The following is a 19,975-nucleotide window of genomic DNA, read 5'->3' on the forward strand; positions in this document are numbered from 1 at the left end:
TCGGCGGCGGCAGATATCCGGGTCGCCCGTGCGCTGAGCCCTGGGAATGATTCCCAGGGCTCGCCCGTCCGGCTTCACCGACGCGGCAGGAACAACGCAGGTACCACCGCGAGCGCCATCAGGATCGGCGCGATCAGGTAGGCACCACGGAATGCCTCCGCCAGGGCAGGCGCGAGTGCCGCGTGCGCGGCGGGATCGAGCCCGTGCAGCGCTTGCAGACCCCCGGCGATCGGCAGCAGGGTGGAGAGCACCACCGCCACCACCGCCGTGCCGATGGCCATGGCCGTGGTGTTGATCAGGTTCACGGTTGTACTGCCGCCCGCCTGCTGCTCGGGTGTCAATGCGCGGGTCGCGGTCGTGATGGCGGGCATCATCGTGCCCCCACCCCCGGCACCCATCAGAAGCATGGCCGCGCAGAGGCCCCAGTAGGATGAATCGGTGTCCAGCTGGGCGCGGAAGAGCAGGAACCCCGCTATCCCGACCGCGATCGAGAACGGGAGATAGCGGCCCGGCGGGAACCGGTCGATGAGCCGGCCCGCGACCTGCATCGTTGTTCCGGAAGCCAGCGCGAACGGGATACCCAGTGCTCCGGCCATCAGCGCCGATTCACCGCGCACCACCTGGAAGTACAGGGGCTGTAGCAGCATCGCGCCGAAATAGCCCGCCGCGAACAATCCGAGCAGCACCGCGGCGGCGCCGACTTCCCGGCGGCGCAGGATCCGCAGGTCCAGCAGTGGCTCCGGGGCGGTGAACCCGCGGTGCACGAATACCGCCACCAGGACCGCTCCGAGTACCAGCGGCACCACGACCTGGCCGAAGGGGAAGCCGCCGCGTTCGCCCGCGGCGGTGACCCCGTAGATCAGCAGGGCCAGGCCGGGCGACATGAGCGCGACCCCGACCGTATCGATCCGCCGCCGCGGTTGCGGATCGTCGGCCGGGAAGACGCGCAGGGCGAGGAGCATCACCACCGCGGCGACCGGAACGTTCACGAAGAACATCCAGCGCCAGGACATCTCGTCGATGAGGTAGCCGCCGAGCACCGGTCCCGCGAGCGGACCTACCAGGATGGCCAGTCCCATCGTGCTCATCGCGCGACCCAGCCGCTCCGGGCTCGCCGCCCGCAACAGCACTGTCATTCCCACCGGCATGAGCAGCCCACCGCCGAGACCCTGGAGTACCCGGAAGGCGATCAGGGATTCGATGTTCCAGGCCGCGCCGGCCAGCAGGGAACCGATCGCGAAGATCGCGACCGCCACCAGGTACAGGCGTTTCGCCCCGAATCTCCCCATCGCCCACGCGGCCACGGGGACCACCCCGGCGACTGCGAGCGCGTATCCGGTCGATACCCATTGGATGGTGGCCAGCGGCGCCGCGAACTCGGCCGAGAGCCGATTGATCGCCACGTTGACGATCGTCTGGTCGAGGGTGGCCATGATCGAGCCGACCACCAGAACCAAGGCTACCGTCATCGGGTTACGGGCCGCCGGCTCCGGCCGGATGCGGGCCGTTGCCACACTGTGCCGCATCACGACCCTCACTGCCCGTAGGGCCGGGCGGCACGGGCCGCACGAAGCGCCTCACCCCACCAGACCAGCTGATCCAACAGAGTTTTCGCGGCCGTCTCGGCTTCCGCGGTGGCGATCGGGTCATCCTGTGCGGCGCTGTTGCGCCACGGATTGTGGAAGCTGACGGTATCGCGCACGGTGACCGCGTGGAGCTCGGCGAAGACGCCGCGCAGGTGTTCGACCGCGCGCAGGCCACCCGAGATCCCGCCGTAGCTGACGAAGCCGACGGGTTTCGCCTGCCATTCCCGCCCGTGCGCGTCGATGAGGTTCTTCAGCGCCGCGGGATAACTGTGGTTGTACTCCGGTGTCACGATGACGAAGGCGTCCGCCTCGGCCAGCGCGGCCCGGGTTTCGGCGGCTCCAGGGGTGGATGCACCGAAGGTATGTGGCAGGTCCAGTTCACCCACGTCGAGTACGTCGACCGTGAGGTCCGGTCGCGCGGTCGCCTGTGTGTGGAACCAGTCGGCCACGGTCGGCGCGAAGCGGCCCTGCCTGCTGCTGCCGATCACGAGAGTCAGCCGCAACGGTGCTGCGAGGGCGGTGGTGCCGGTAGTTGTCGTGGTCATCGGTATCTCCCCTACTGCGTTCGGCGGCCCCGTCGGCCACCCGCAGACCACCTTGCTTCCTCAACTATTGTTGAGGTCAAGCCTCCGGCGAAAGACCCTGGTCGCCCACGGCCGAACACCCGTATCAGCGGAGATGTCAGCCCGCCGTCAGTCCGGTATCAGCCGGCCCGGCGACTGTGTGTCCATGAGTAGTTCAGCAATCGCGGCCTCGGGGCTGCGGAAGGCGTACGGGGACAAGACCGTCCTCGACGGTATCGATCTGAATATCGGTGCCGGCACGATCTTCTCCCTGCTCGGCCCCAACGGCGCGGGCAAGACGACCACCGTCAACGTCCTCACCACCCTGCTGCGGCCAGACGGTGGCACAGCACAGGTGGCGGGGCACGACATCACCACCCGGACTCGGGCGGTGCGCGCGGCGATCGGAGTCACCGGCCAGTTCGCGGCGGTGGACGATCTGCTCACCGGGGCGGAGAACCTGGAGCTGATGGCGGATATCCATCGGCTCGCGGGAGACGACCGCAAACGAGTGGTCGGCGGGCTGCTGGAGCGGTTCGGCCTGACCGAATCCGCGGGCAAACGCGCCGCGACCTACTCCGGCGGTATGCGGCGCAAGCTGGATCTGGCGATGACGCTGGTCACCAAGCCGCAGATCGTTTTCCTGGACGAACCGACCACCGGGCTGGATCCACGCAGCCGGCGCACCATGTGGGAGATCGTGCGGGACCTGACCGACGAGGGCGTAACGATCTTCCTCACCACCCAGTACCTCGAAGAAGCCGACCAGCTGGCCGATCGCATCGCCGTCCTCGATCAGGGCCGGATCGTCGCCGAGGGCACCCCGGACGAACTCAAGCGCCGGATCCCCGGCAGCTATATCCGGCTGCGGTTCGACCACCTCGCGGACCTGGATGCGGCGGCCCGGGCACTGCCCGGTTCCACTCGCGACGACGAAACGCTCGCCTTGCGGGTGCCGGGCGACGGCGGTTCGAAATCGCTGCGCCGCCTATTGGACCGCCTCGACGAGGCAGCGCTCGAGGCCGCCGAGGTATCCGTGCACACCCCCGACCTCGACGATGTCTTCCTCACCCTCACCGGCCACGCGACCACGGAGGTCACCGCACCATGAGCACGCTCACCGCACCCCTGGCCGATTCGTCGATCATGCTGCGCCGCAACTTCAAACACATCACTCGCAATCCGGTGACGGTGTTCAACGCCGCCTTCATGCCGGTCGTGATGATGCTGATCTTCGTCTACGTCTTCGGCAGTGCCTTCGATGTCGGCGGCGACTATATCGACTACGCGACACCCGGCATGCTGCTGCTGGCCGTCAGTTACGGACTGTCGGGCACTGCGGTGGGGGTGAGCTCGGATATGTCGACGGGCGTCATCAACCGGTTCAAAGTAATGGATGTATCCCGCGGCGCGGTGCTGACCGGCCACGTCGTGGCGACCGTTCTCACCAATGCGGTGGCCATCGTGGCGATCTTCGCCGTGGCGTTCGCGCTGGGATTCCGGCCGCCGGCGAGCGGGCTCGACTGGCTCGGCGCGATAGGCATCCTCGCGGCCACCTCGTTCGCGGCTGCCTGGCTCACGGTCGCGCTGGGTATGGCGGCGAAAACGCCGGAATCCGCGGGTATGGGTGTGGTGCCGCTGCTCATGCTGCCGTTCGTCAGCACCGCGATCGTACCGGCGGAGAAAATGGGTCAGGGCGTACGCCAGTTCGCGCAGTACCAGCCGTTCACGCCCATCATCGAATCGTTGCGTGGATTCCTGGCCGGCACCCCGTCCGGCGGTTATACCGCCGCGGCGCTCGCTTGGTGCGCCGGGTTCGCCGTTATCGGATACGTCTGGTCTCGGGCCACGTACAACAAACGGGCCTGACAGCCGGCCGTCGCCGTCAGCGAGTGAGCGCGGTGGTGGCCAGCTCCCGCCAGTCCGCTTCCGAACCTTCCCGCATCGCCTCGGTGAACTCCGCTTCACCGAGGCGATCTCGCACTGTCTGTTCGATGCGGGCCGCGTCCGGTTGGGAGCGATCGGGCACACCGTAGACCACCGCGCTCACGGCGAGCAATCGCGCGGCCTCGGCATCGCGGCCCGCGCGCAGCGCCCAATCCGCGATCCCGACGAGCACCTGGGCGACCAGTAGCGAATGACCGGCCTCGGTTGCCGCCCGGAAGGCCGCGGCATGATGTTCGCGCGCCTGCTCGAGATCGGCGCCGAGGTAGCCGCGCAGGGTGTGGACGGCCGCCGCGAACTGCGGCATCTCGGCTTCGCCACCCGATACGGTTGTCGCGATATCGATCTGTTCGAGGGCCTGCTCGGTATCACCGCTCCAGCGGAACAGCTCCGCCCTGGCCAGGGCGAGTTCGGCCAGCGCGAACGGCCAGACCACCCGATTCGCGCGGCGCTGCGCTTCGGCCACGGCGGCCGCACCGGCCTCGGGATCGCCCGCCAGCCAATACAACTGGGCCTGACGCGACAGCAACGCCACGATATCCTCGGCCGAACCTATCTCGGCGACCACGGCGATGCTCTCCTCGTAGAGTTCGCAGGCCGAGACGAATTCGCCACGGGTGGCACGCCGGTTCGCCAGCTCGGTCAGCGCGAACGAGATCCCCCACCGCTCCCCTAACGCCCGGAACTCGGCGAGCGCCCCTTCGAGGTAGGCGTCCACCTCCGGCCCGTCCTGCCCGACCACGATCCGCATCTTGCCCATCTGCAAACGGGACAGCGCGCGCACCCAGGGGTCGTCATCGGTGAGCAGCGGTTCGAACGCGGTCGGTAGCGCCGCCGGCCCCTGCAACATGGCTTCCAGCGCATCGATGAACGCGAGCGTGGGATGGCCGGCCCGGATATTCCGGCTGAACCGGTGGGCTTTGCGAATCCACTCCCCCACCTGGACCGCGTCATTGCGGCCGGAGCTCAGGAAATGCGTAACCAGCCCATACACCAGTGCGCGGGTCGCATCGTCGATATCGGCGGGTTGGTCGGCGACCGCCGTGAGCAGCTCCTGACCTTCGGCTTTGTGCCCGCCCAGCCACCAGTACCAGCCTGCCGCCCCGGCGAGCCGCAGCGCCCCGGTCGTATCGCCCGCCGCGAGCGCCGTGCGCATCGCCGTCGAAATATTGTCGTGTTCGGCTTCCAGTACAGCGAGCCATTCCAATTGCTCAGCACGCCGCAGATGCGGTTCCGCGGTATCGGCGAGACCGGTGAAGCAGGCGAGATGCGACCGGCGCACCGCCTCGGCTTCCCCTGACTCCAGGAGCCGTTCGTGCGCGTACTGCCGGATCGTCTCGAGCATCCGGAAACGGGGCTGGCGCTCTCCCGCAGCACTCGGCACCACCGGCCCGCTGCCGGGTGCGTCGCCCGCTACTGCTCGTTCCGCCGTGAGCAGTAGCGATTTCTCGGTCAGCGTGGTGAGCAGATCGAGCACCTCCAACCGGTCGACCACCACCGGCTGCCCGTCGCCGGAATCCGCACAGACCTGCTCGGCCGCTTCCAAGCTCGCGCCCCCGGCGAATACCGCGAGCCGGCGCAACACCGCCCGTTCGGCTTCACTGAGCAACTCCCAGCTCCAGTCGACCACCGCGCGCAGTGTCCGATGCTGTGGAATCGCGGTACGACTACCACCGGTGAGCAGGCGGAACCGGTCGTCGAGGCGTTCGGCGAGCTGATCCGGAGAGAGGGTGCGCAGCCGGGCGGCGGCCAGTTCGATCGCCAGCGGTATTCCGTCCAGCGCCCGGCAGACGCGGGCCATGGTCGCGAGCGTGCGGGGATCGGCAGTGAGATCCTTGCGCACCGCGCGAGCCCGGTCCCGCAGCAACTGCACGGCCGGGGAGGATTCTATCGCCGCGGGATCGGCGTCCGCGACGGGCAAGGCCAGCGGTTCGACCTGCCACAGCGCCTCACCCGTGATGCCCAGCGGTTCGCGGCTGGTCGCGAGGATCCGCAACCGCGGGCATTCCCCCAGCACCCGGTGCGCGAACGCGGCCACGGATTCGATCACATGCTCGCAGTTGTCCAGGATCAACAGGGTTTCGCGGTCGCGGACCGCCGCGATCAGCCGGTCCACCGGTTCGGTGTGCACGGCAGTGCCGAGCAGCGCATCGCGCAGTCCGATCGCGGCGAGCGCCGACTGAGCCACATCACCGCTCGAACCGACCGCCGCCAACTCCACCAGCCAGGCACCGTCCGGCAGGTCGTCGAGCAGGGTCTGCGCCGTTTCGCCGGCGAGCCGTGTTTTCCCGGAACCACCGGGCCCGGTCAACGTGGTGAGGCGATGATTCGCGATGAGGTCGCGGACGGCGGCGATATCGGCGAATTTGCCGATGTATCCGGTCAGTTCGGCGCGCAGGTTCGTGCGGCGCTCGGCGGTCTGCTGGGCACCCACTTCGCCGCGCAACAGCGCCACATGCAGCGCGGAGAGCTCGGGTGAGGGGTCCACGCCCAACGTATCGGCAAGAGCTTCGCGGGCGTTCTGGTACACGAGCAGCGCCTCGGAACCACGCCCCGCGGCGCCGAGGGCGCGCATCAACGCGGCGACCAGCCGCTCCCGCACCGGGTTCCGGGCCACCAGCTCGGTCAGTTCGGGCACGAGCTGTGCGCCGAGACCGAGGTTGATCTCCGCTTCGTACAAATCCTCGAGCGCGGCGGCATGCAGCCCCTCGAACCGGGTGATCACGGCATCGACGGCCGCGCTGTCGCGCGCCTCGACACCCTGCATCGGCGCTCCCCGCCATAGCTCGAGCGCCTGACGGAGCAACCCGGCGCGGTGTGCGTCGCTACCACCGCGCGCCCGGTCGAGCAGCTGTTCGAACCGGACGGCGTCGACGGCGCCGGGTTCCACCACCAGCCGGTAACCGCCGGCCTCGCCGTTGAGCGCCCCCTCAGGCAGCAGCCTGCGCAACCGGGAAACCAGTGCCTGCAAGGCGTTGGCTGCGTCGGTCGGCGGTCGTTCACCCCAGATCCAGTCGACCAGCGCCGGTTTCGATACCACTCGGCCGGGCTCGAGCGCGAGCGCGATCAGCAACGCCCGCAACCGGGCGCCCGGAACCTCTATCGACCCGCCGTCTTCTTCCCGGATCTCCAGTGCTCCCAGCAACACGATCTGCACTCGGTCATTCTGCCTGCCCGGCGGGTGGAGTTCTGTTGGACCCTGGTCACGGGGTGGACCGTTCGTGAAGGGAATAGCGCTGGGTGTCGCATCAGCGGGCGTATCAGGCGGGTGTCAGGGCGGTATCAGCCGGGCCCGCGACAGTACTCACATGAACAGCACAGCACCTTCCGAACCACGGAAGAACTCGCACCGCAGCGGGCGCGCACCGAGCGAACTCCGGGTCGATCGCGAGCGCTGCATCGGCGCCGGGATGTGTGTACTGACCGCCGCCGCAGTTTTCGACCAGGACGACGCGGACGGCCGGGTGGTCGCGCTGACCACCGCACCCACCACCGACCAGGAGGCGGCCGTCCGAGAGGCCGCCCAGATGTGCCCCGCCGGCGCGATCACCCTCCTCGCCCACTGACCGAACAGCCACACCGGACGAACAGGAAACCCGATGACCCGCACAGTCCCCGTACCGCACGGCCTGCCCACCGAACGCAATGCCGGCCCCTTCGACCCGCCCCGTGAAATCACCGAGCTGCGCGAGGTGCGCCCGGTCAGCCCGATGATCTTCCCCGACGGGCACGAGGGCTGGTTCGTCACCGGTTACGACGCCGTCCGGCAGGTGCTGGCCGATACCCGGTTCAGTTCGCGCCAGGACATCGGCGTACTGCACGCGCTGGACGCCGACCCCGATATGCCTGCCCAGACCGAACCGTCCCCGCAGATCCCGGGCATGTTCATCGCGATGGACCCGCCCGGCCACACGCGGTTGCGCCGCAAGCTCATCAGCGCGTTCACCGTCAAACGGATGAAGCAGCTCGAAGAACACATCATCGATATCGCCGAACGACAACTGGACGAGATGGCGCTGCTGACCCCGCCGGTCGATCTTGTCGCGGAGTTCGCGCTACCGCTGCCCTCCCTGGTGATCTGCGAAATGCTCGGCGTCCCTTACACCGACCGGACGGGTTTCCAAGCCAACTCCGCCAAGTTCATGCTCCGGCAGCAGCCGATCGAGGAGAAGATGGCGGCCTACGGCGCGATGATGGCGTACCTGGGTGAACTGGTCACCGCCAAACGCGCCGACCCGGGCGACGATATCCTCTCCGACCTGGCCCGCGACGAGGACCTGAGCATCGAGGAACTGACCGGGATCTCGTTCCTGCTGTTGCTCGCCGGCCACGAAACCACCGCCAATATGCTGGCCCTCGGCACGTTCGCGCTGCTGGAGCATCCCGATCAGCTGGCCGGACTGCGTGCCGACCCCGATCTGGTGCCCGGTGCCGTCGAGGAACTCCTGCGGTACCTGGCGGTCGCCGATATCTTCTACCGCTACGCCACCGAGGATCTCGAACTCGGCGGCGAAACGATCCCCGCGGGGTCGACCGTCGTCGTCTCGCTGCTCGCCGCCAACCGCGACCCGCGGCGTTTCGACGACCCCGATGCCCTCGATATCCACCGTACGGCCCGCGGACTGGTGTCCTTCGGCCACGGCGTGCACCAGTGCCTGGGCCAGCAACTGGCCCGGGTCGAGATGCGTGCCGGTTTCGCGGCACTGGTCCGCCGCTTCCCCACACTCGCCCTCGCCGTTCCCGCGAGCGAGGTGAAACTGCGGACCGATATGAACATCTACGGCGTCCATGAACTGCCGGTCACCTGGACCGAAACGTCCCGATAGTCCCGTCGGCGGCAAGGCAGGCCCCGCAAGTCCGCCGCCCGTTCACCGAGCCACCACACCCCAGAGGAGTACCGCCATGCCTACCTTCCAGACCCCGGACCCGATCGCCGTCGCCGTCGAGGTGCTGTCCGCCGACGTCCTCGTGCACGCCACCGACCGCACCGACACCGTTGTCGATATCGGGCCGGCCGACGAATCCAAGAAAGGCGATATCCGCGCCGCCGAGCAGACCCGGGTCGATTTCACCGGCGGCGTCCTGACGGTGAGAACTCCGAAGGACTGGCGCACCCACACCCCGTTCGGCGGTAATCCGACCATTGCGGTGACCCTCGAGGTGCCGGCCGGTTCCCAGCTGAAGAGCACCGCCGGAGTCGGCCGGATCGCGGCGAGCGGCGAACTCGGCCGATGCGACCTCGAAATCGCCGCCGGCGATATCACCGTCGAACGCGCCGGTGATTCGGTGACCGCGAAAGTCGCCAAGGGCGATATCCGGATCGGCGAAGCCATCCGCGGCGAGCTGCGGCTGGAAACGTCCATGGGGGAACTGGAGATCGGGATCAGCCCCGGCAGCGCGGTCCGGTTGGAGGTCAACGCCGTGCACAACCAGATGGGACCGGCCGACCGCCCGCAGTCCGAAGAGGAAACCGTGCGCGTGTACGCCCGGAATTCCTACGGGAATATCGCCATCCGGCACGCCACAGCCGCCTGAGCCGACGCAGCGCACGGACCTGCACAGCCGAACCGGCGAACCAGTCCCGGTCGACCTCACCTCGGTCGACCGGGGCTGATCGCTGTCCCAACCGGCCGGCGTGGTGCGAGGCCCCATTCATCGTCGCGAGGTGGCCGGGACCCCGTGGAGTTGGACTTCGGCCAACGCGCCCCTTCCCTCGGCCGCTCCGGCCGTCGATGCCTACCCCGGTCGTGGAGCCCTGCGCGGCTACGGTTCGGCGTGGTCCGCGGAAACGCCGGCGACGGCCGCGACGATCTCCTCCTGGAATCGGGGGCATTCGGTGAAGTCCTCGTGCCGGCACGTGAGTACGTGGGTGATCAGCTGTTTCGAGGTCTGGATCCGCTGGATCTGCTCGTCGAGAGCACTCAGCTGCGTCTGCAGGATGCTTCGGCGCCCACGACCGTCACAGGCGTCGAGCAGGTCGCGGATCTGCGTCAGGCTCAAACCGATCTCCTTGCTGCGCAGAATCATCGCGACCCGGGCGAGATGCGCCCGGGTGTAGCGGCGCCTGCCACCGACACGCGCAGCCGGGGTGAGCAGACCGACGGATTCCCAGTGCCGGAGTACATGTGGCGCCAGGTCGAAGTAGCCGGCGATCTCACCGATCGAGTAGTTCGCGCCGCCGGACGGGCTTGACTTCATGTTCACATTAACTTGCACAGTGGGCTGTGTCGTCAAGATATCGCCACCGAGGAGAGACAGATGGATATCCGGACACCGGCCGAACTGTGGAACGAGCGCTATACCGAACCGTTCGCGTCGTACGGCACCGAACCCAACGACTACCTGCGCGAAGTCGCGGATCGGATCCCCGCCGGGCCGGTGCTGTGCCTGGCCGAAGGCGAGGGACGTAACGCCGTGTACCTGGCGGGCCGCGGCCATCCGGTCACGGCGGTGGACCTGTCCGAGGTGGGACTGGCCAACGCCCGGAAACTGGCGGCCCGGCAGGGGGTCACGCTCGATACCGTCGTCGCCGACCTCACCACCTACGACTTCGGTGATACCCACTGGTCCGGGATCATCTCCATCTGGGCGCATATGCCGTCGGCGGCCCGCCCGGCGCTGCACGCTGCCTGTGCGCGCGCCCTCCGGCCGGGCGGCGTCTTCGTCCTCGAGGCCTATACCCCGCGCCACCTGGACCGCCCCGGCGTCGGCGGACCACCGGTCGCGGACGCACTGCCGACCCCGGCCGAACTACGCCGCGCTCTCCCCGGACTACGGCTGGAACACTGCCGGGAAGTGGATCGCGAGATCAGCGAGGGAAAATACCATCACGGTCCGAGCACCACGGTCCAGGTGCTGGCGTTCAAACCGCCGGCCGGCGCGGCAGGGCAGGATTCGCGCGACGACAGGCGGTAGTGATCGATCGGCGCCCTTCGGGCACGAAGCTCAGCCCATTCAGCCCTGGGCGAGCATCACGTGCGCGGCCAGGTCTTCGATCGTCATCATTTCCGGATGGCTGTAGTACACCAACTCGAAGCGGCGCCACCGCCACTGCACCGGGTCCATCCGGCCCTCATGGCTGGTATCACACAATGCTTCCAGCCGCTCCAGGTCGAAGGGCTCCTTACCGCGGGCATGTGCGTCCGCTTTGACGGCGGCAAGCCGCTGCGGCCCGGATAGATCCGGGCGCCGCCATATTGCACCCGCGAACCGACGGGCGCCCTCGACATCCATTCCGTTCCCCTGCCTGCGCGCGGATCCGTCCGAACCCGCTGCTGTCGAGGATAGAGCCGTCCGGTCCCGGACCGGCGTTCAGGAGGCAGGGCGTTCGGACAAGGCAGGTAGGCATTTTCGCCCGGCGACCAAATCCCGCGCGAGGGCCTCGTAGCCGATGTATTCACCGACGAGCCGCCGGCGGTTCGGCCCTTCGGGGCCGTCGAGCACGAAGTAGTCGAAACTGATCGTGTACAGATGCGCCATCCGGCCGAATACCGCGCCGAGCCCTTCGCGATGCGGCACCGCATCGGGTCGCGGTGGCCCGAGGATACGGCGGGCTTCGAGATCCAGCGACAGCATATGGCGCTGCACTTCGTCGCAGGCGCAGGCGAAAGGGTCGGTATCGGAGCCGGTTTCCGATGGCCCCGGCAGATCCCCGGGGTGCCCCCAGGGCAACACGATTTCTTCCCAGTCCGGTCGCGTGGCGGCCATCCGGCGATGAGCCACCACGAGGCCCGCCAGCGATTCGAGCATCGAGCAGCCGATTTCCGCGGCGGCGGACCGATCGAATTCGGCCGCACGGGTGAATACCGACGAGATGATCCGGCTGCTCGGGAACGGCCCCAGTTCGTCGGTGTTGCCCATGCCGGTCCCCTTTCGTCCCCCGGGCGATGCCGCTGAGAGATCAGCCCCCCGGACATATTCCGTGGCCGGCGCCCACTCGCCGGCTCCCCTGGCGGATTGCCGGATACAGGTTAGCCAGTTCCGGGCGATCGAGAAGGAGTGTTCGCACTATTGCGTTGAAACCGAATCATGCTTTGCGATAATGGTTTCAACAAACAATTGGTTGCTTGCGAACAACCGTCGCCGGTGCATCGGCCGTTCAGTCGGGATCCGTTCCACCGCGGCCGGGCACATACCGGACCGTCCAATGACCCTCCCAGCCCTCCCCTGGCTCCAGAACGCGCAAACCGTCCCCCGAATTCAGCGCATCGGGAGCCGCAGTCATAGGTTCCAGCGCCACTGCGAGCCCGGTTCCTGCCGGTCGCGGGAATTCCTTCGCGGTGAACACCTGGAGGTAGCGCCAGCCGGCGTCGACGAGAAGTTCTACTTGCGCCCCGTCCGGCGCGGTGAGCCGGGCAGCGACACCCGCAACCACCCCACCGAAAGGCGTATCGAGCGTCAGGCCCGCCAGTGCGGCCCCCGCCCGCAGATCGTGCGGGGTCCCCTCGACGGGATGCTCCGCGACCGGATTCATCCGGCCGTCGACCTCGTAATAGCTGGTCGCGGCGACGGTGAGTACCAATTCCTCCACCGGTACCGCGCCGACCCGGAAATACGGATGGGCACCCACCGCATACGGCGCCGACCGGTGCGAATGATTGATCACTCCGTGGGTCACCGTCAATCCGTCGGTACGCAACTCGTAACGCACCCACGTATCCAGCAGGAACGGCCAACCGTGCTGGGGCGGTATCAGCGCGCCCAGCGTCACCGAATCCGGTGCCTGTGCCCGCACTTCGTAATCGGTGTTACGCAGCAGTCCGTGGATCGCGTTCGACCGCGCGACCTCGGTGATATCCAGTTGCTGCGGCCGCCCGTCGAGCATCCAGACCGCGTCACGTACCCGATTCGGCCACGGCGCCAGCACGATACCGGCGGCCATCGGCGGTGCGGCACCGGCGGGAAGCTGTTCGGTCACGGCGATACCGCCGACGGTGAGGCCGCGCAATACGGCGGCCACCGTACCGATTTCGGCGCGGACATCCCCGGCTACCAGTACAAGCGAGCGGCCGGTCGGACTGGGTTCGGGTGCGGTCACGCCACCAGGGTATGTTCCGGGCCCGCCGGACAGCCGCGTTCGAACGGGTGAGTCCCGGCGCTCCGGCGGAGACCGCCGGCCCGGCGAGCGGACCCGGCCCGGATGCCGGTGCGATTCACCGGCCCGGGCCACGCTCCGGCGCTACAGGCCGTTGACGATCACCGCATTGCAATCGGCCGCCGCCTGCCGCAGCGGAATCGCGGCCTGGTATTCCTCGGATTCGTACCACGCACGGGCGGCCTCCGGGGATTCGAACTCCAGCACCACGGTCTGGGTGGCAGGCCACTCCCCTTCGAGGACCTGCGGTTTCGTATCGACCGCCAGGACTTTCACACCGTTGGCCATCGCCTTTGCGGCTGCCTTACCGTATTCGGCCATCCCCGCCGGATCCTTGATCGACTCGGTCACGATGACATAGCCCTTGGCCATCCCGGAACTCCTCACTCACACGAGCCGGACACTTTCGGCTCCCCGACGACCATACTCAAAACGTGATTTCCGAATGAGGGAATCTCATATGCTGAAACCGGCCGCAATGCTCTCGACCGCGATACGGGCAGCCGGTTCAGGATTTACCGTTACGCCGGAGCAGATGCGGACGCAGCCGGTTGAAACCTCGGACCCGGACGCTGCGCAGATGCCGGATGCTGAACTCTGTCTCCCCCTCCAGCTCCGCTGCCGCGCCGTCGTCGACGAGGATCGTGCCCGGGCGGGCAACGCCGGTGAGCCGAGCCGCCATATTCACCACCGACCCGTACAGGTCGCCGAAACGTTGCAGCACAGGCCCGTAGGAGATCGCTACCCGCAGTTCCGGAGTGGTACCTACGGTCATGGTGGATTCCTGGATCTCCAGCGCGATCCGGGCGGCGATCAGCGGGGATTCGGCCGCGTACATCACCTCGTCCCCGACATTCTTGATCACCCAGCCACCGTTCTCGGTGATCGCGGCCGTGGTGGTGGATTCGAACGCCTCCAGCAGCGTGGACAGCTCGTCGGGATGCAGATGCCGGGTCAGCCGGGTGTAGCCGACCATATCGGCGAACCCGACGGCCAGCGTCCGGGTGGAATCCTGAGTCGGCCCGGTCTCCTCCAGATGCCGGACGAGCGCCGCATCAAGGTGGCGCCGCCAGGCATAGGACAGCAGGCTCTCCATCAGTTCCACCGTTTCCGCGGTGGCATTGCGGGTGATCTCGTCGGGGTCTGCTCCGGGGCCGGCGGCCGCGACCCGCCGGTCGATCTCCTCGAGTACCAGGTCGACCTGCCATTCGGCCAGCCGCGCCATGGCCTGCCCGATGGTCCGCGCGGTCGCGGCCTGCTGCCGGGAACCGGCCGCGGACAGCACCTCGACCTCCCGGAACCGGTGGATAGCCGCGATATCGGAATCGGTGTAATCGGGCGCGCTGTCGTCCTCGCTGGCCGGGAAACCCAGCGATACCCACAACCGGCGCGCCAGCTCGGGTGTCACCCCGGCCTTCTCCGCCACCTCCAGGCGGTTGTACCGCCGGCTGCCGGCGAGCAGGCTCGTCTCCGCCGCCGACCGAACCAGTTCGGACCTCTCCTGCGACCCCATGCGCGCCACATTACGACCCACCGGCGCCCAGGCGGGCAAACCGGGCAGATAGACCGGTGATCTGCGTCATGCCGCCTGTGGGCACCGGCCACCACGGGCGACGGGTGAGGTGTCGCGACGTCGAGTAAGGAGGCAGCGGCGACCGTGGCAAACGCGCGAACCACCGCCACCGGACGCCGGCGATACACCGCGCGACAGTGGCGCCGCGCGATAGTACAGCCGAGCCCCGGTTGCGCGGGCCAACGGTGGCGCCGGGTAGTCGCAGCACCACACGATCAGACGCCGGTGGTGGTCCCGGGACGATGCCGTCCCGGGTGATAGCGGCCCGGCCGAACTCGCGGGTCGGGGATACAGGACAGCCCCGGCGACCGGGCCGCAGGTGAATATCGCGGCGCCGAGTGAAGGGGGCGGCGGCGACCGCTACAAGCGCGCCGGGCTATCGGACGGTGGTCGATGATAGTCCAGGGGTGAGACCGTCCCGGCGATGGCGGACCCGACCGATTGCGGCGCGCGATGGGTGCCAGGTAGATGCTACGGCTGCGATGTCGCGGATCGCGGTGAGGTGTACTCCGGAATCGGTGCGGGCGACCGGGTCGGCGGGAGGGTGGGTTCCGGGCCCGGTCCCACGGGAGCAGGGGGCGGGACGTTGCGTACCGCCGGCGGCTGGGGTTGCGTGCTCTCGGCGCGCGGAACTCCGGCGGTCCCGGGCGGTTCCACCGACGGGGCAGCCGGTCGCGGGACGCCGGGTTCGGGCCGGCCCGCGGTCGGTGCCGGAAGTTCCGGCGCGGTAGGAGCGGCCGGCGCAACCGGCGCTCCCGTCGACTCCGGCGCACGTTCCGGGCGTGCGGGGGGCGCCGCCTGCCCGGGCGGGGCGGTAGACGTACTCGGCGTGGTTGGGGCCGCCGGAGCCACCGCGGGTTGCGGAACCGCGGATGGACGCGAGGCGTCGGGAAGTGGGCGGTCGGTGGGGAGATTGATGAAGCTCGGGGTGGCCGGGTCCAGCGCGAGATGCTGGGGTTTGAGTTCGGTGTCGTTGAGCATCGGCCGGAACGCCAGCGCTTTGGGGGCGTTGGCGGCGAATACATCGAGGCGGAGGCGGTGGCCGGGTTCGAGCACCGCCTGGGTCGGGATCACCCCGATATCCAGCGCGACCGGCTCGCCCGGCGGCACCGGTTGCACACTGTCCAGGGTGATCGGGTTGAACGGGGCGGTGAGGTCGCCGTTGGGTGAGCGGGTGCTGCGGGCGTCGTCGATCGCGCGTAGTGAGGCGGTGAGCTGGCCGGTACTCAGCACGGTCGAGGTGCCGTCGGGCGAGACGTCGTTCACCGTGACGCTCCAGTAGCCGTCGGCGGCGTCGTGCACCGTGTTGAGATGCACGTTGATCGGGCCGGAGATGACGGTCCGTTCGGTAACCTCGGCGCTGGTGAAGGTGAGCGCACCACGTTCGGCGATCCGGGAATCTTTGGCGCAGGCGTCGAATACCGCGCCGATGCCGGCCGACCCCTGCGCCATATCCCGCGAACAGAATGTGGCGAGCCCCGGCGCCACCGTGAGCTGGGCCTTGTCCCCCGGCTGACCGATCAGCGATCCGTCGTGCACGCTTTCCGCGCTGGTACCGCTGGGTGCACCCGACAGATACACCCGCCGGTGCGCCATTCCGGGCTGCGGGAACTGGTCGAGGAAAACCCAGCCACCGCCCTGTTCCCAGACGATCACCGGCCCGTAGTCGGCGATGCCGTTGTCGATGTCTTTGAGCCAGTGGTCGAACCACGCACGCTGCAGAACGTCCAGCCGCGGTGGTGCGCCGGGCCGCCCGGTCCCGGCGCCCGGGTTGGCGTGGTAGGTGTCGCCGACGACGAGTTGTTTCTGCCCGGGCGGGAGCGGGATGTCGTTGTAGAGGGTGGTGGCGCTGTTGGCGAAAATATCGTGCCAGCCGCCGTAGACGAAGGTGGGGACGGTGATCTTCGACGGATCGCCCATGATGCCCTGCCGGAACGGGCTGTCCTCGTCCAGCGCCGCGGCCAGCGTGGGGGGCATCTTGTTCAACGACGGCGTGAGCAGTGACTGAGCGAGCAGGTCGTAGTTGGTGGCGGGATCGGCCAGCCGGTCGGCGAGCCACTGCCAGTCGAAGGTGCCGTTGAGCATCGACTGCACATCCGGCATGAGTTTGGCCTGATTCACCTGGTTGAGCCACAGCGGCAGGAAGGTCACGCCGACACCGCCGCCGGGCGCCACCACATCGCGCATGAGATCGCTGCCGGGCTCCACCGGGAAGATGGCCTGCAACGGTTCCGGAGCGTTCTCGGCGGCGCGCAATTGATTGATGCCGGAGTAGGAGCCGCCGCTCATCGCGACCCGCCCGTTCGACCACGGTTGCGCCGCCGACCATTCGATCACCTCGCGGGTGTCGAGTTGTTCGCGCGCACCGAGGGTGTCCCACAGGCCCTGCGACTGCCCGGTACCGCGTACATCCACCGAGACCACGGTGTATCCGGCGTGCACCAGTTTTCTGTCGAGTCCGAGCACCGTGGCGACGGTGCCGCCGTCGAGGGCGTGCAGCAGATCCTCGAAACCGCTGATCGGTGTGCCGGACAGGTTGATCCGGTTCACCAGGTCCATGGTGAACCGCTGCGCCTCGGGGTTGTTCATCGCCGAATCGATGAGTGCGGACATCATTTTCGAGTACGGCGTCATCGTGACGATGGTGGGCAGCGGTTCGGTCTCCACCCGGTCACCCGCGTGGGCGGGTCGGTACACATCGGCTTTCAGCACCACCCCGTCGCTCATGGTGATGTGCACGTCCTTGTCGATATGCACTTCGGGGTAGGGCTGCGGGCCGTCGTGGGTGCCGGTCCACTGCTGTGCGAGTTCGGCCGGGGAGGCGGCGGGCTCGGTGTCCCGGCTGACCGGGTGCCGGGCGGCCTGCGCTATCACCAGGATCACGGCGAGGGCGACGACGGTGATCGCCACTGCGGCCGCGAACCCGTGGATCCGGTACAGCCGCATGAACAACCCTCCACCTCATGGTTCCGGTTTCCGCGCACAGATGCCGCCGACGATAGCAATCAGCTCTCGTCGCAGCGTGTACCGACGCGCGGTATCGGATCCGGGTGGGGGTGGCGATATTCCGGCGCAGGCCGCCGCGGCCTCAGTTCGCGCGCTGCAACCGGAGGACGAGGTCCTTGATCTGATGGCCGGCGGCGGGGCGGTTGCGGTCGCGTCGTTCGTCCACCTGCACCGTCCACTGGTCGTCGAGCAGGCCGAGGATATCGGCGGGCAGGTAGTAGGCGTAGGGGTCGAACCGGGGCCCATGCCTTTCCTGCTCGTGCACATGTTCGTCCGGCTCAGGGAATTCGGCCGGATCGTGGGCTACGAACAGCAGCGTTCCGCCCGGCGCGACCGACTCCAGCAGACCGCGCACGGTGGCGTGGCCGGGTTCGTGTCCGATCGGGAAGTAGTGCGCCGACACCAGATCGAACGAGCGGGCCGGCAGCGGTGTGACGGTGATGTCGGCCTGCCGCCAGGAGATCTCCGGATGCCCGGCCGATGCGCGTTCGATCGCTACCTTCGAAATATCCACGGCGGTGACCTGCCAGCCGCGTTCGGCCAGCCAGTAGGCGTCGGCTCCCTCACCGCTGCCGAGGTCGAGTGCCTGACCGGGTGCCATCCCCGTCACCTCCGCGACAAGGGCGTCATTCGGCAGACCGCTGAATCTCTGCTCGGTCTCGCCGTACATATCGTCCCAGAACTGCTGGTCCATGCGTATCTCCTGATCTGCTCGGGGCTTGTTATCCAGCATCCGGAGGCAGCGGCATCTTGACAAATAAATTTGCCATAACTGCAATAGAGGCATGGATCCGGAGTTCGGCGATGTCATCGACGCAATCGGCCCGCGGCTGCGTGAGCTGCGGCGACGCAACGGCACCACCCTGGCCGCGCTGTCCGAACTCACCGGCATACCGGTGAGCACGCTGTCGCGCCTGGAATCGGGCCAGCGCAAACCCAGCCTCGAACTACTGCTACCGCTGGCCAAGGCGCATCGCGTCCCGCTGGACGAACTGGTCGCCGCGCCGGAAACCGGCGACCCCCGGGTCAATATCCGCCCGATCACCCGGCACGGCCAGACCCTGATCCCCCTCACCCGAAAACCCGGCGGCCTGCAGGCCTACAAGCAGATCCTGTCCGGCCGGGCCTGGGCCGAACCCGACCTCCACACCCATGAGGGTTATCACTGGCTCTACGTCCTCAACGGCAAGATGCGCCTGATCCTCGGCGACCGGGATATGGTGCTCACTCCCGGTGAGGTCGCCGAATTCGATACCCATCTCCCGCACTGGTTCGGCAATGCCGACGAACACCCCGTCGAATATCTGAGCCTCTTCGGACCACAGGGCGAACGGTTCCACATCAAGGCGCGGTATCGCCCGTCGTGAATCCGATACACCTCATACGCTGGACCGATGCGAACCGTTACCGTTCCGTTAGCCAACTTGTCCGTGTCGTTTCCGAAGTCTGCGCGGCGGACGGCGAAACATGACTCCCCGGGTTTGCAGGACCGACATATAGCTGTGGTGTATTTCCAACGCTGTTCGAGTAGTCGGTGAATTCCTCGCCGCGTAATCGGCGGTGAAAGTTTTTGCGATCCACCGGCTCTCGACCTGAGCACGGAGGACCGCAATTATGGAGTCAGTACCGCTAGTCCGAAAACGCGTGGCCGTCATGGCCGTTCTCGCCGCGGCGGCGGCAGGTTCCGTTCTCTGCACCGCCGCACCCGCCGAAGCCCGGCCGGTTACAGTGCCCGGTCTCGGTGTTTTCGAAGTTCCCGATCATATTCCGCTACCGGCCGGGATTCCCGGTATCGCCACCCCGGAACCGGCGCCGCGATTCGCCCCCGCCCCCGGCGATCTGGCAATCCAGGCGGCGCGCAGCAAACTCGGCGCCCCGTACGTCTCCGGCGGCACCGGACCCAACACCTTCGACTGCTCCGGACTGGTCAAATGGGCGTACCAGCAGGCGGGCGTGGACGTCCCACGCACCAGCTGGTCCCAGCTCTCCGCCGGCACACCGGTCCCGCTCGACCAGCTACGCGTCGGTGATGTGATCTCCTACAGCGGCGGCGGACATTCCGCCCTCTACGCCGGTGACGGCCAGGTCATCCACGCCGCGACCACCACCGTGGAGATTTCGCCGATGTCGTATTCGCCCGTGGTCGGAGCTCGCCGCTACTGACCCCGCGGCCGCGTCGTGGCCCCTTCTCCGGCGGCAAGCCCGAACC

Annotated in this window: 19 protein-coding genes; 8 read left to right on the plus strand and 11 right to left on the minus strand. The window is 67.9% G+C overall.

All coding sequences use genetic code 11. The annotated features are described in order from the left end of the window. Window positions 1-74 precede the first annotated feature (74 nt). Together ACFWPH_RS10295 and ACFWPH_RS10300 are read right to left on the minus strand one after the other, a co-directional pair. On the minus strand, window positions 75-1,469 hold the full coding sequence (locus tag ACFWPH_RS10295; protein WP_378749603.1) for a DHA2 family efflux MFS transporter permease subunit: 1,395 nt from the start codon (window positions 1,467-1,469) through the stop codon (window positions 75-77). Between the two features lie 65 nt (window positions 1,470-1,534). Beyond that, the gene (locus ACFWPH_RS10300) at window positions 1,535-2,131 is read right to left on the minus strand and encodes an NADPH-dependent FMN reductase (RefSeq protein ID WP_378749605.1); all 597 of its coding nucleotides are present in this window, start codon (window positions 2,129-2,131) and stop codon (window positions 1,535-1,537) included. A gap of 184 nt (window positions 2,132-2,315) precedes the next feature. Here ACFWPH_RS10300 and ACFWPH_RS10305 point away from each other — a divergent pair, with 184 nt between their 5' ends. Both ACFWPH_RS10305 and ACFWPH_RS10310 read left to right on the plus strand, forming a co-directional pair. Beyond that, entirely contained in the window at window positions 2,316-3,260 is a 945-nt protein-coding gene (locus ACFWPH_RS10305) for an ATP-binding cassette domain-containing protein (RefSeq protein ID WP_378749607.1), read from the plus strand. Next, window positions 3,257-4,018, plus strand: a complete 762-nt coding sequence (locus ACFWPH_RS10310) for an ABC transporter permease (RefSeq protein WP_378749609.1) — start codon at window positions 3,257-3,259, stop codon at window positions 4,016-4,018. Before ACFWPH_RS10305 ends, ACFWPH_RS10310 begins: the two co-directional genes overlap by 4 nt. Before the next feature lie 16 nt (window positions 4,019-4,034). Here the strand turns inward: ACFWPH_RS10310 and ACFWPH_RS10315 are convergent, their stop codons facing one another. Beyond that, window positions 4,035-7,250: a BTAD domain-containing putative transcriptional regulator gene (locus ACFWPH_RS10315; RefSeq protein ID WP_378749611.1), complete on the minus strand. Its 3,216-nt coding sequence runs from the start codon at window positions 7,248-7,250 to the stop codon at window positions 4,035-4,037. Between the two features lie 151 nt (window positions 7,251-7,401). Here ACFWPH_RS10315 and ACFWPH_RS10320 point away from each other — a divergent pair, with 151 nt between their 5' ends. From ACFWPH_RS10320 to ACFWPH_RS10330, 3 genes are all read left to right on the plus strand, one after another. Then, window positions 7,402-7,659, plus strand: a complete 258-nt coding sequence (locus ACFWPH_RS10320) for a ferredoxin (RefSeq protein WP_378749613.1) — start codon at window positions 7,402-7,404, stop codon at window positions 7,657-7,659. A 33-nt stretch (window positions 7,660-7,692) separates the two neighbouring features. Then, a complete protein-coding gene (locus ACFWPH_RS10325) occupies window positions 7,693-8,919 on the plus strand; it encodes a cytochrome P450 (RefSeq protein WP_378749615.1) in 1,227 nt (408 codons plus the stop codon). 76 nt (window positions 8,920-8,995) lie between these two features. After that, complete coding sequence (locus ACFWPH_RS10330) at window positions 8,996-9,628, plus strand: hypothetical protein (RefSeq protein ID WP_378749617.1); 633 nt, start codon at window positions 8,996-8,998, stop codon at window positions 9,626-9,628. A gap of 228 nt (window positions 9,629-9,856) precedes the next feature. Here the strand turns inward: ACFWPH_RS10330 and ACFWPH_RS10335 are convergent, their stop codons facing one another. After that, window positions 9,857-10,291 (minus strand): MerR family transcriptional regulator, encoded by a 435-nt coding sequence (locus tag ACFWPH_RS10335; protein WP_378749619.1) that lies wholly within the window; start codon window positions 10,289-10,291, stop codon window positions 9,857-9,859. Between the two features lie 60 nt (window positions 10,292-10,351). Here ACFWPH_RS10335 and ACFWPH_RS10340 point away from each other — a divergent pair, with 60 nt between their 5' ends. Beyond that, window positions 10,352-11,008 (plus strand): class I SAM-dependent methyltransferase, encoded by a 657-nt coding sequence (locus tag ACFWPH_RS10340; RefSeq protein WP_378749621.1) that lies wholly within the window; start codon window positions 10,352-10,354, stop codon window positions 11,006-11,008. Between the two features lie 39 nt (window positions 11,009-11,047). Here ACFWPH_RS10340 and ACFWPH_RS10345 read toward each other — a convergent pair whose 3' ends face one another. The 7 genes from ACFWPH_RS10345 to ACFWPH_RS10375 all read right to left on the minus strand — a co-directional run bounded on the left by ACFWPH_RS10345 (window position 11,048) and on the right by ACFWPH_RS10375 (window position 18,460). Continuing rightward, window positions 11,048-11,326 (minus strand): hypothetical protein, encoded by a 279-nt coding sequence (locus ACFWPH_RS10345; protein WP_378749623.1) that lies wholly within the window; start codon window positions 11,324-11,326, stop codon window positions 11,048-11,050. A gap of 78 nt (window positions 11,327-11,404) precedes the next feature. Then, on the minus strand, window positions 11,405-11,953 hold the full coding sequence (locus tag ACFWPH_RS10350; RefSeq protein ID WP_378749625.1) for a hypothetical protein: 549 nt from the start codon (window positions 11,951-11,953) through the stop codon (window positions 11,405-11,407). A 238-nt stretch (window positions 11,954-12,191) separates the two neighbouring features. Further along, window positions 12,192-13,130, minus strand: coding sequence for an aldose 1-epimerase family protein (locus ACFWPH_RS10355; protein ID WP_378749627.1), 939 nt, complete (start codon window positions 13,128-13,130; stop codon window positions 12,192-12,194). Window positions 13,131-13,271: 141 nt separating this feature from the next. Next, on the minus strand, window positions 13,272-13,559 hold the full coding sequence (locus tag ACFWPH_RS10360) for a DUF1330 domain-containing protein (protein ID WP_280415283.1): 288 nt from the start codon (window positions 13,557-13,559) through the stop codon (window positions 13,272-13,274). Window positions 13,560-13,695: 136 nt separating this feature from the next. Further along, on the minus strand, window positions 13,696-14,700 hold the full coding sequence (locus ACFWPH_RS10365) for an adenylate/guanylate cyclase domain-containing protein (protein ID WP_378749630.1): 1,005 nt from the start codon (window positions 14,698-14,700) through the stop codon (window positions 13,696-13,698). Window positions 14,701-15,231: 531 nt separating this feature from the next. Further along, complete coding sequence (locus ACFWPH_RS10370) at window positions 15,232-17,706, minus strand: CocE/NonD family hydrolase (RefSeq protein WP_378749632.1); 2,475 nt, start codon at window positions 17,704-17,706, stop codon at window positions 15,232-15,234. A 142-nt stretch (window positions 17,707-17,848) separates the two neighbouring features. Next, window positions 17,849-18,460 (minus strand): class I SAM-dependent methyltransferase, encoded by a 612-nt coding sequence (locus tag ACFWPH_RS10375; RefSeq protein ID WP_378749634.1) that lies wholly within the window; start codon window positions 18,458-18,460, stop codon window positions 17,849-17,851. Window positions 18,461-18,551: 91 nt separating this feature from the next. Here ACFWPH_RS10375 and ACFWPH_RS10380 point away from each other — a divergent pair, with 91 nt between their 5' ends. Beyond that, window positions 18,552-19,133 carry a helix-turn-helix domain-containing protein gene (locus ACFWPH_RS10380; RefSeq protein WP_378749636.1) on the plus strand — a complete coding sequence of 194 codons (582 nt, stop codon included), beginning with the start codon at window positions 18,552-18,554 and terminating at the stop codon, window positions 19,131-19,133. Window positions 19,134-19,380: 247 nt separating this feature from the next. Beyond that, a complete protein-coding gene (locus ACFWPH_RS10385; protein ID WP_378749638.1) occupies window positions 19,381-19,929 on the plus strand; it encodes a C40 family peptidase in 549 nt (182 codons plus the stop codon). Window positions 19,930-19,975 lie beyond the last annotated feature (46 nt).

This window comes from Nocardia sp. NPDC058499, from assembly GCF_042719915.1.
Lineage (GTDB): Bacteria > Actinomycetota > Actinomycetes > Mycobacteriales > Mycobacteriaceae > Nocardia.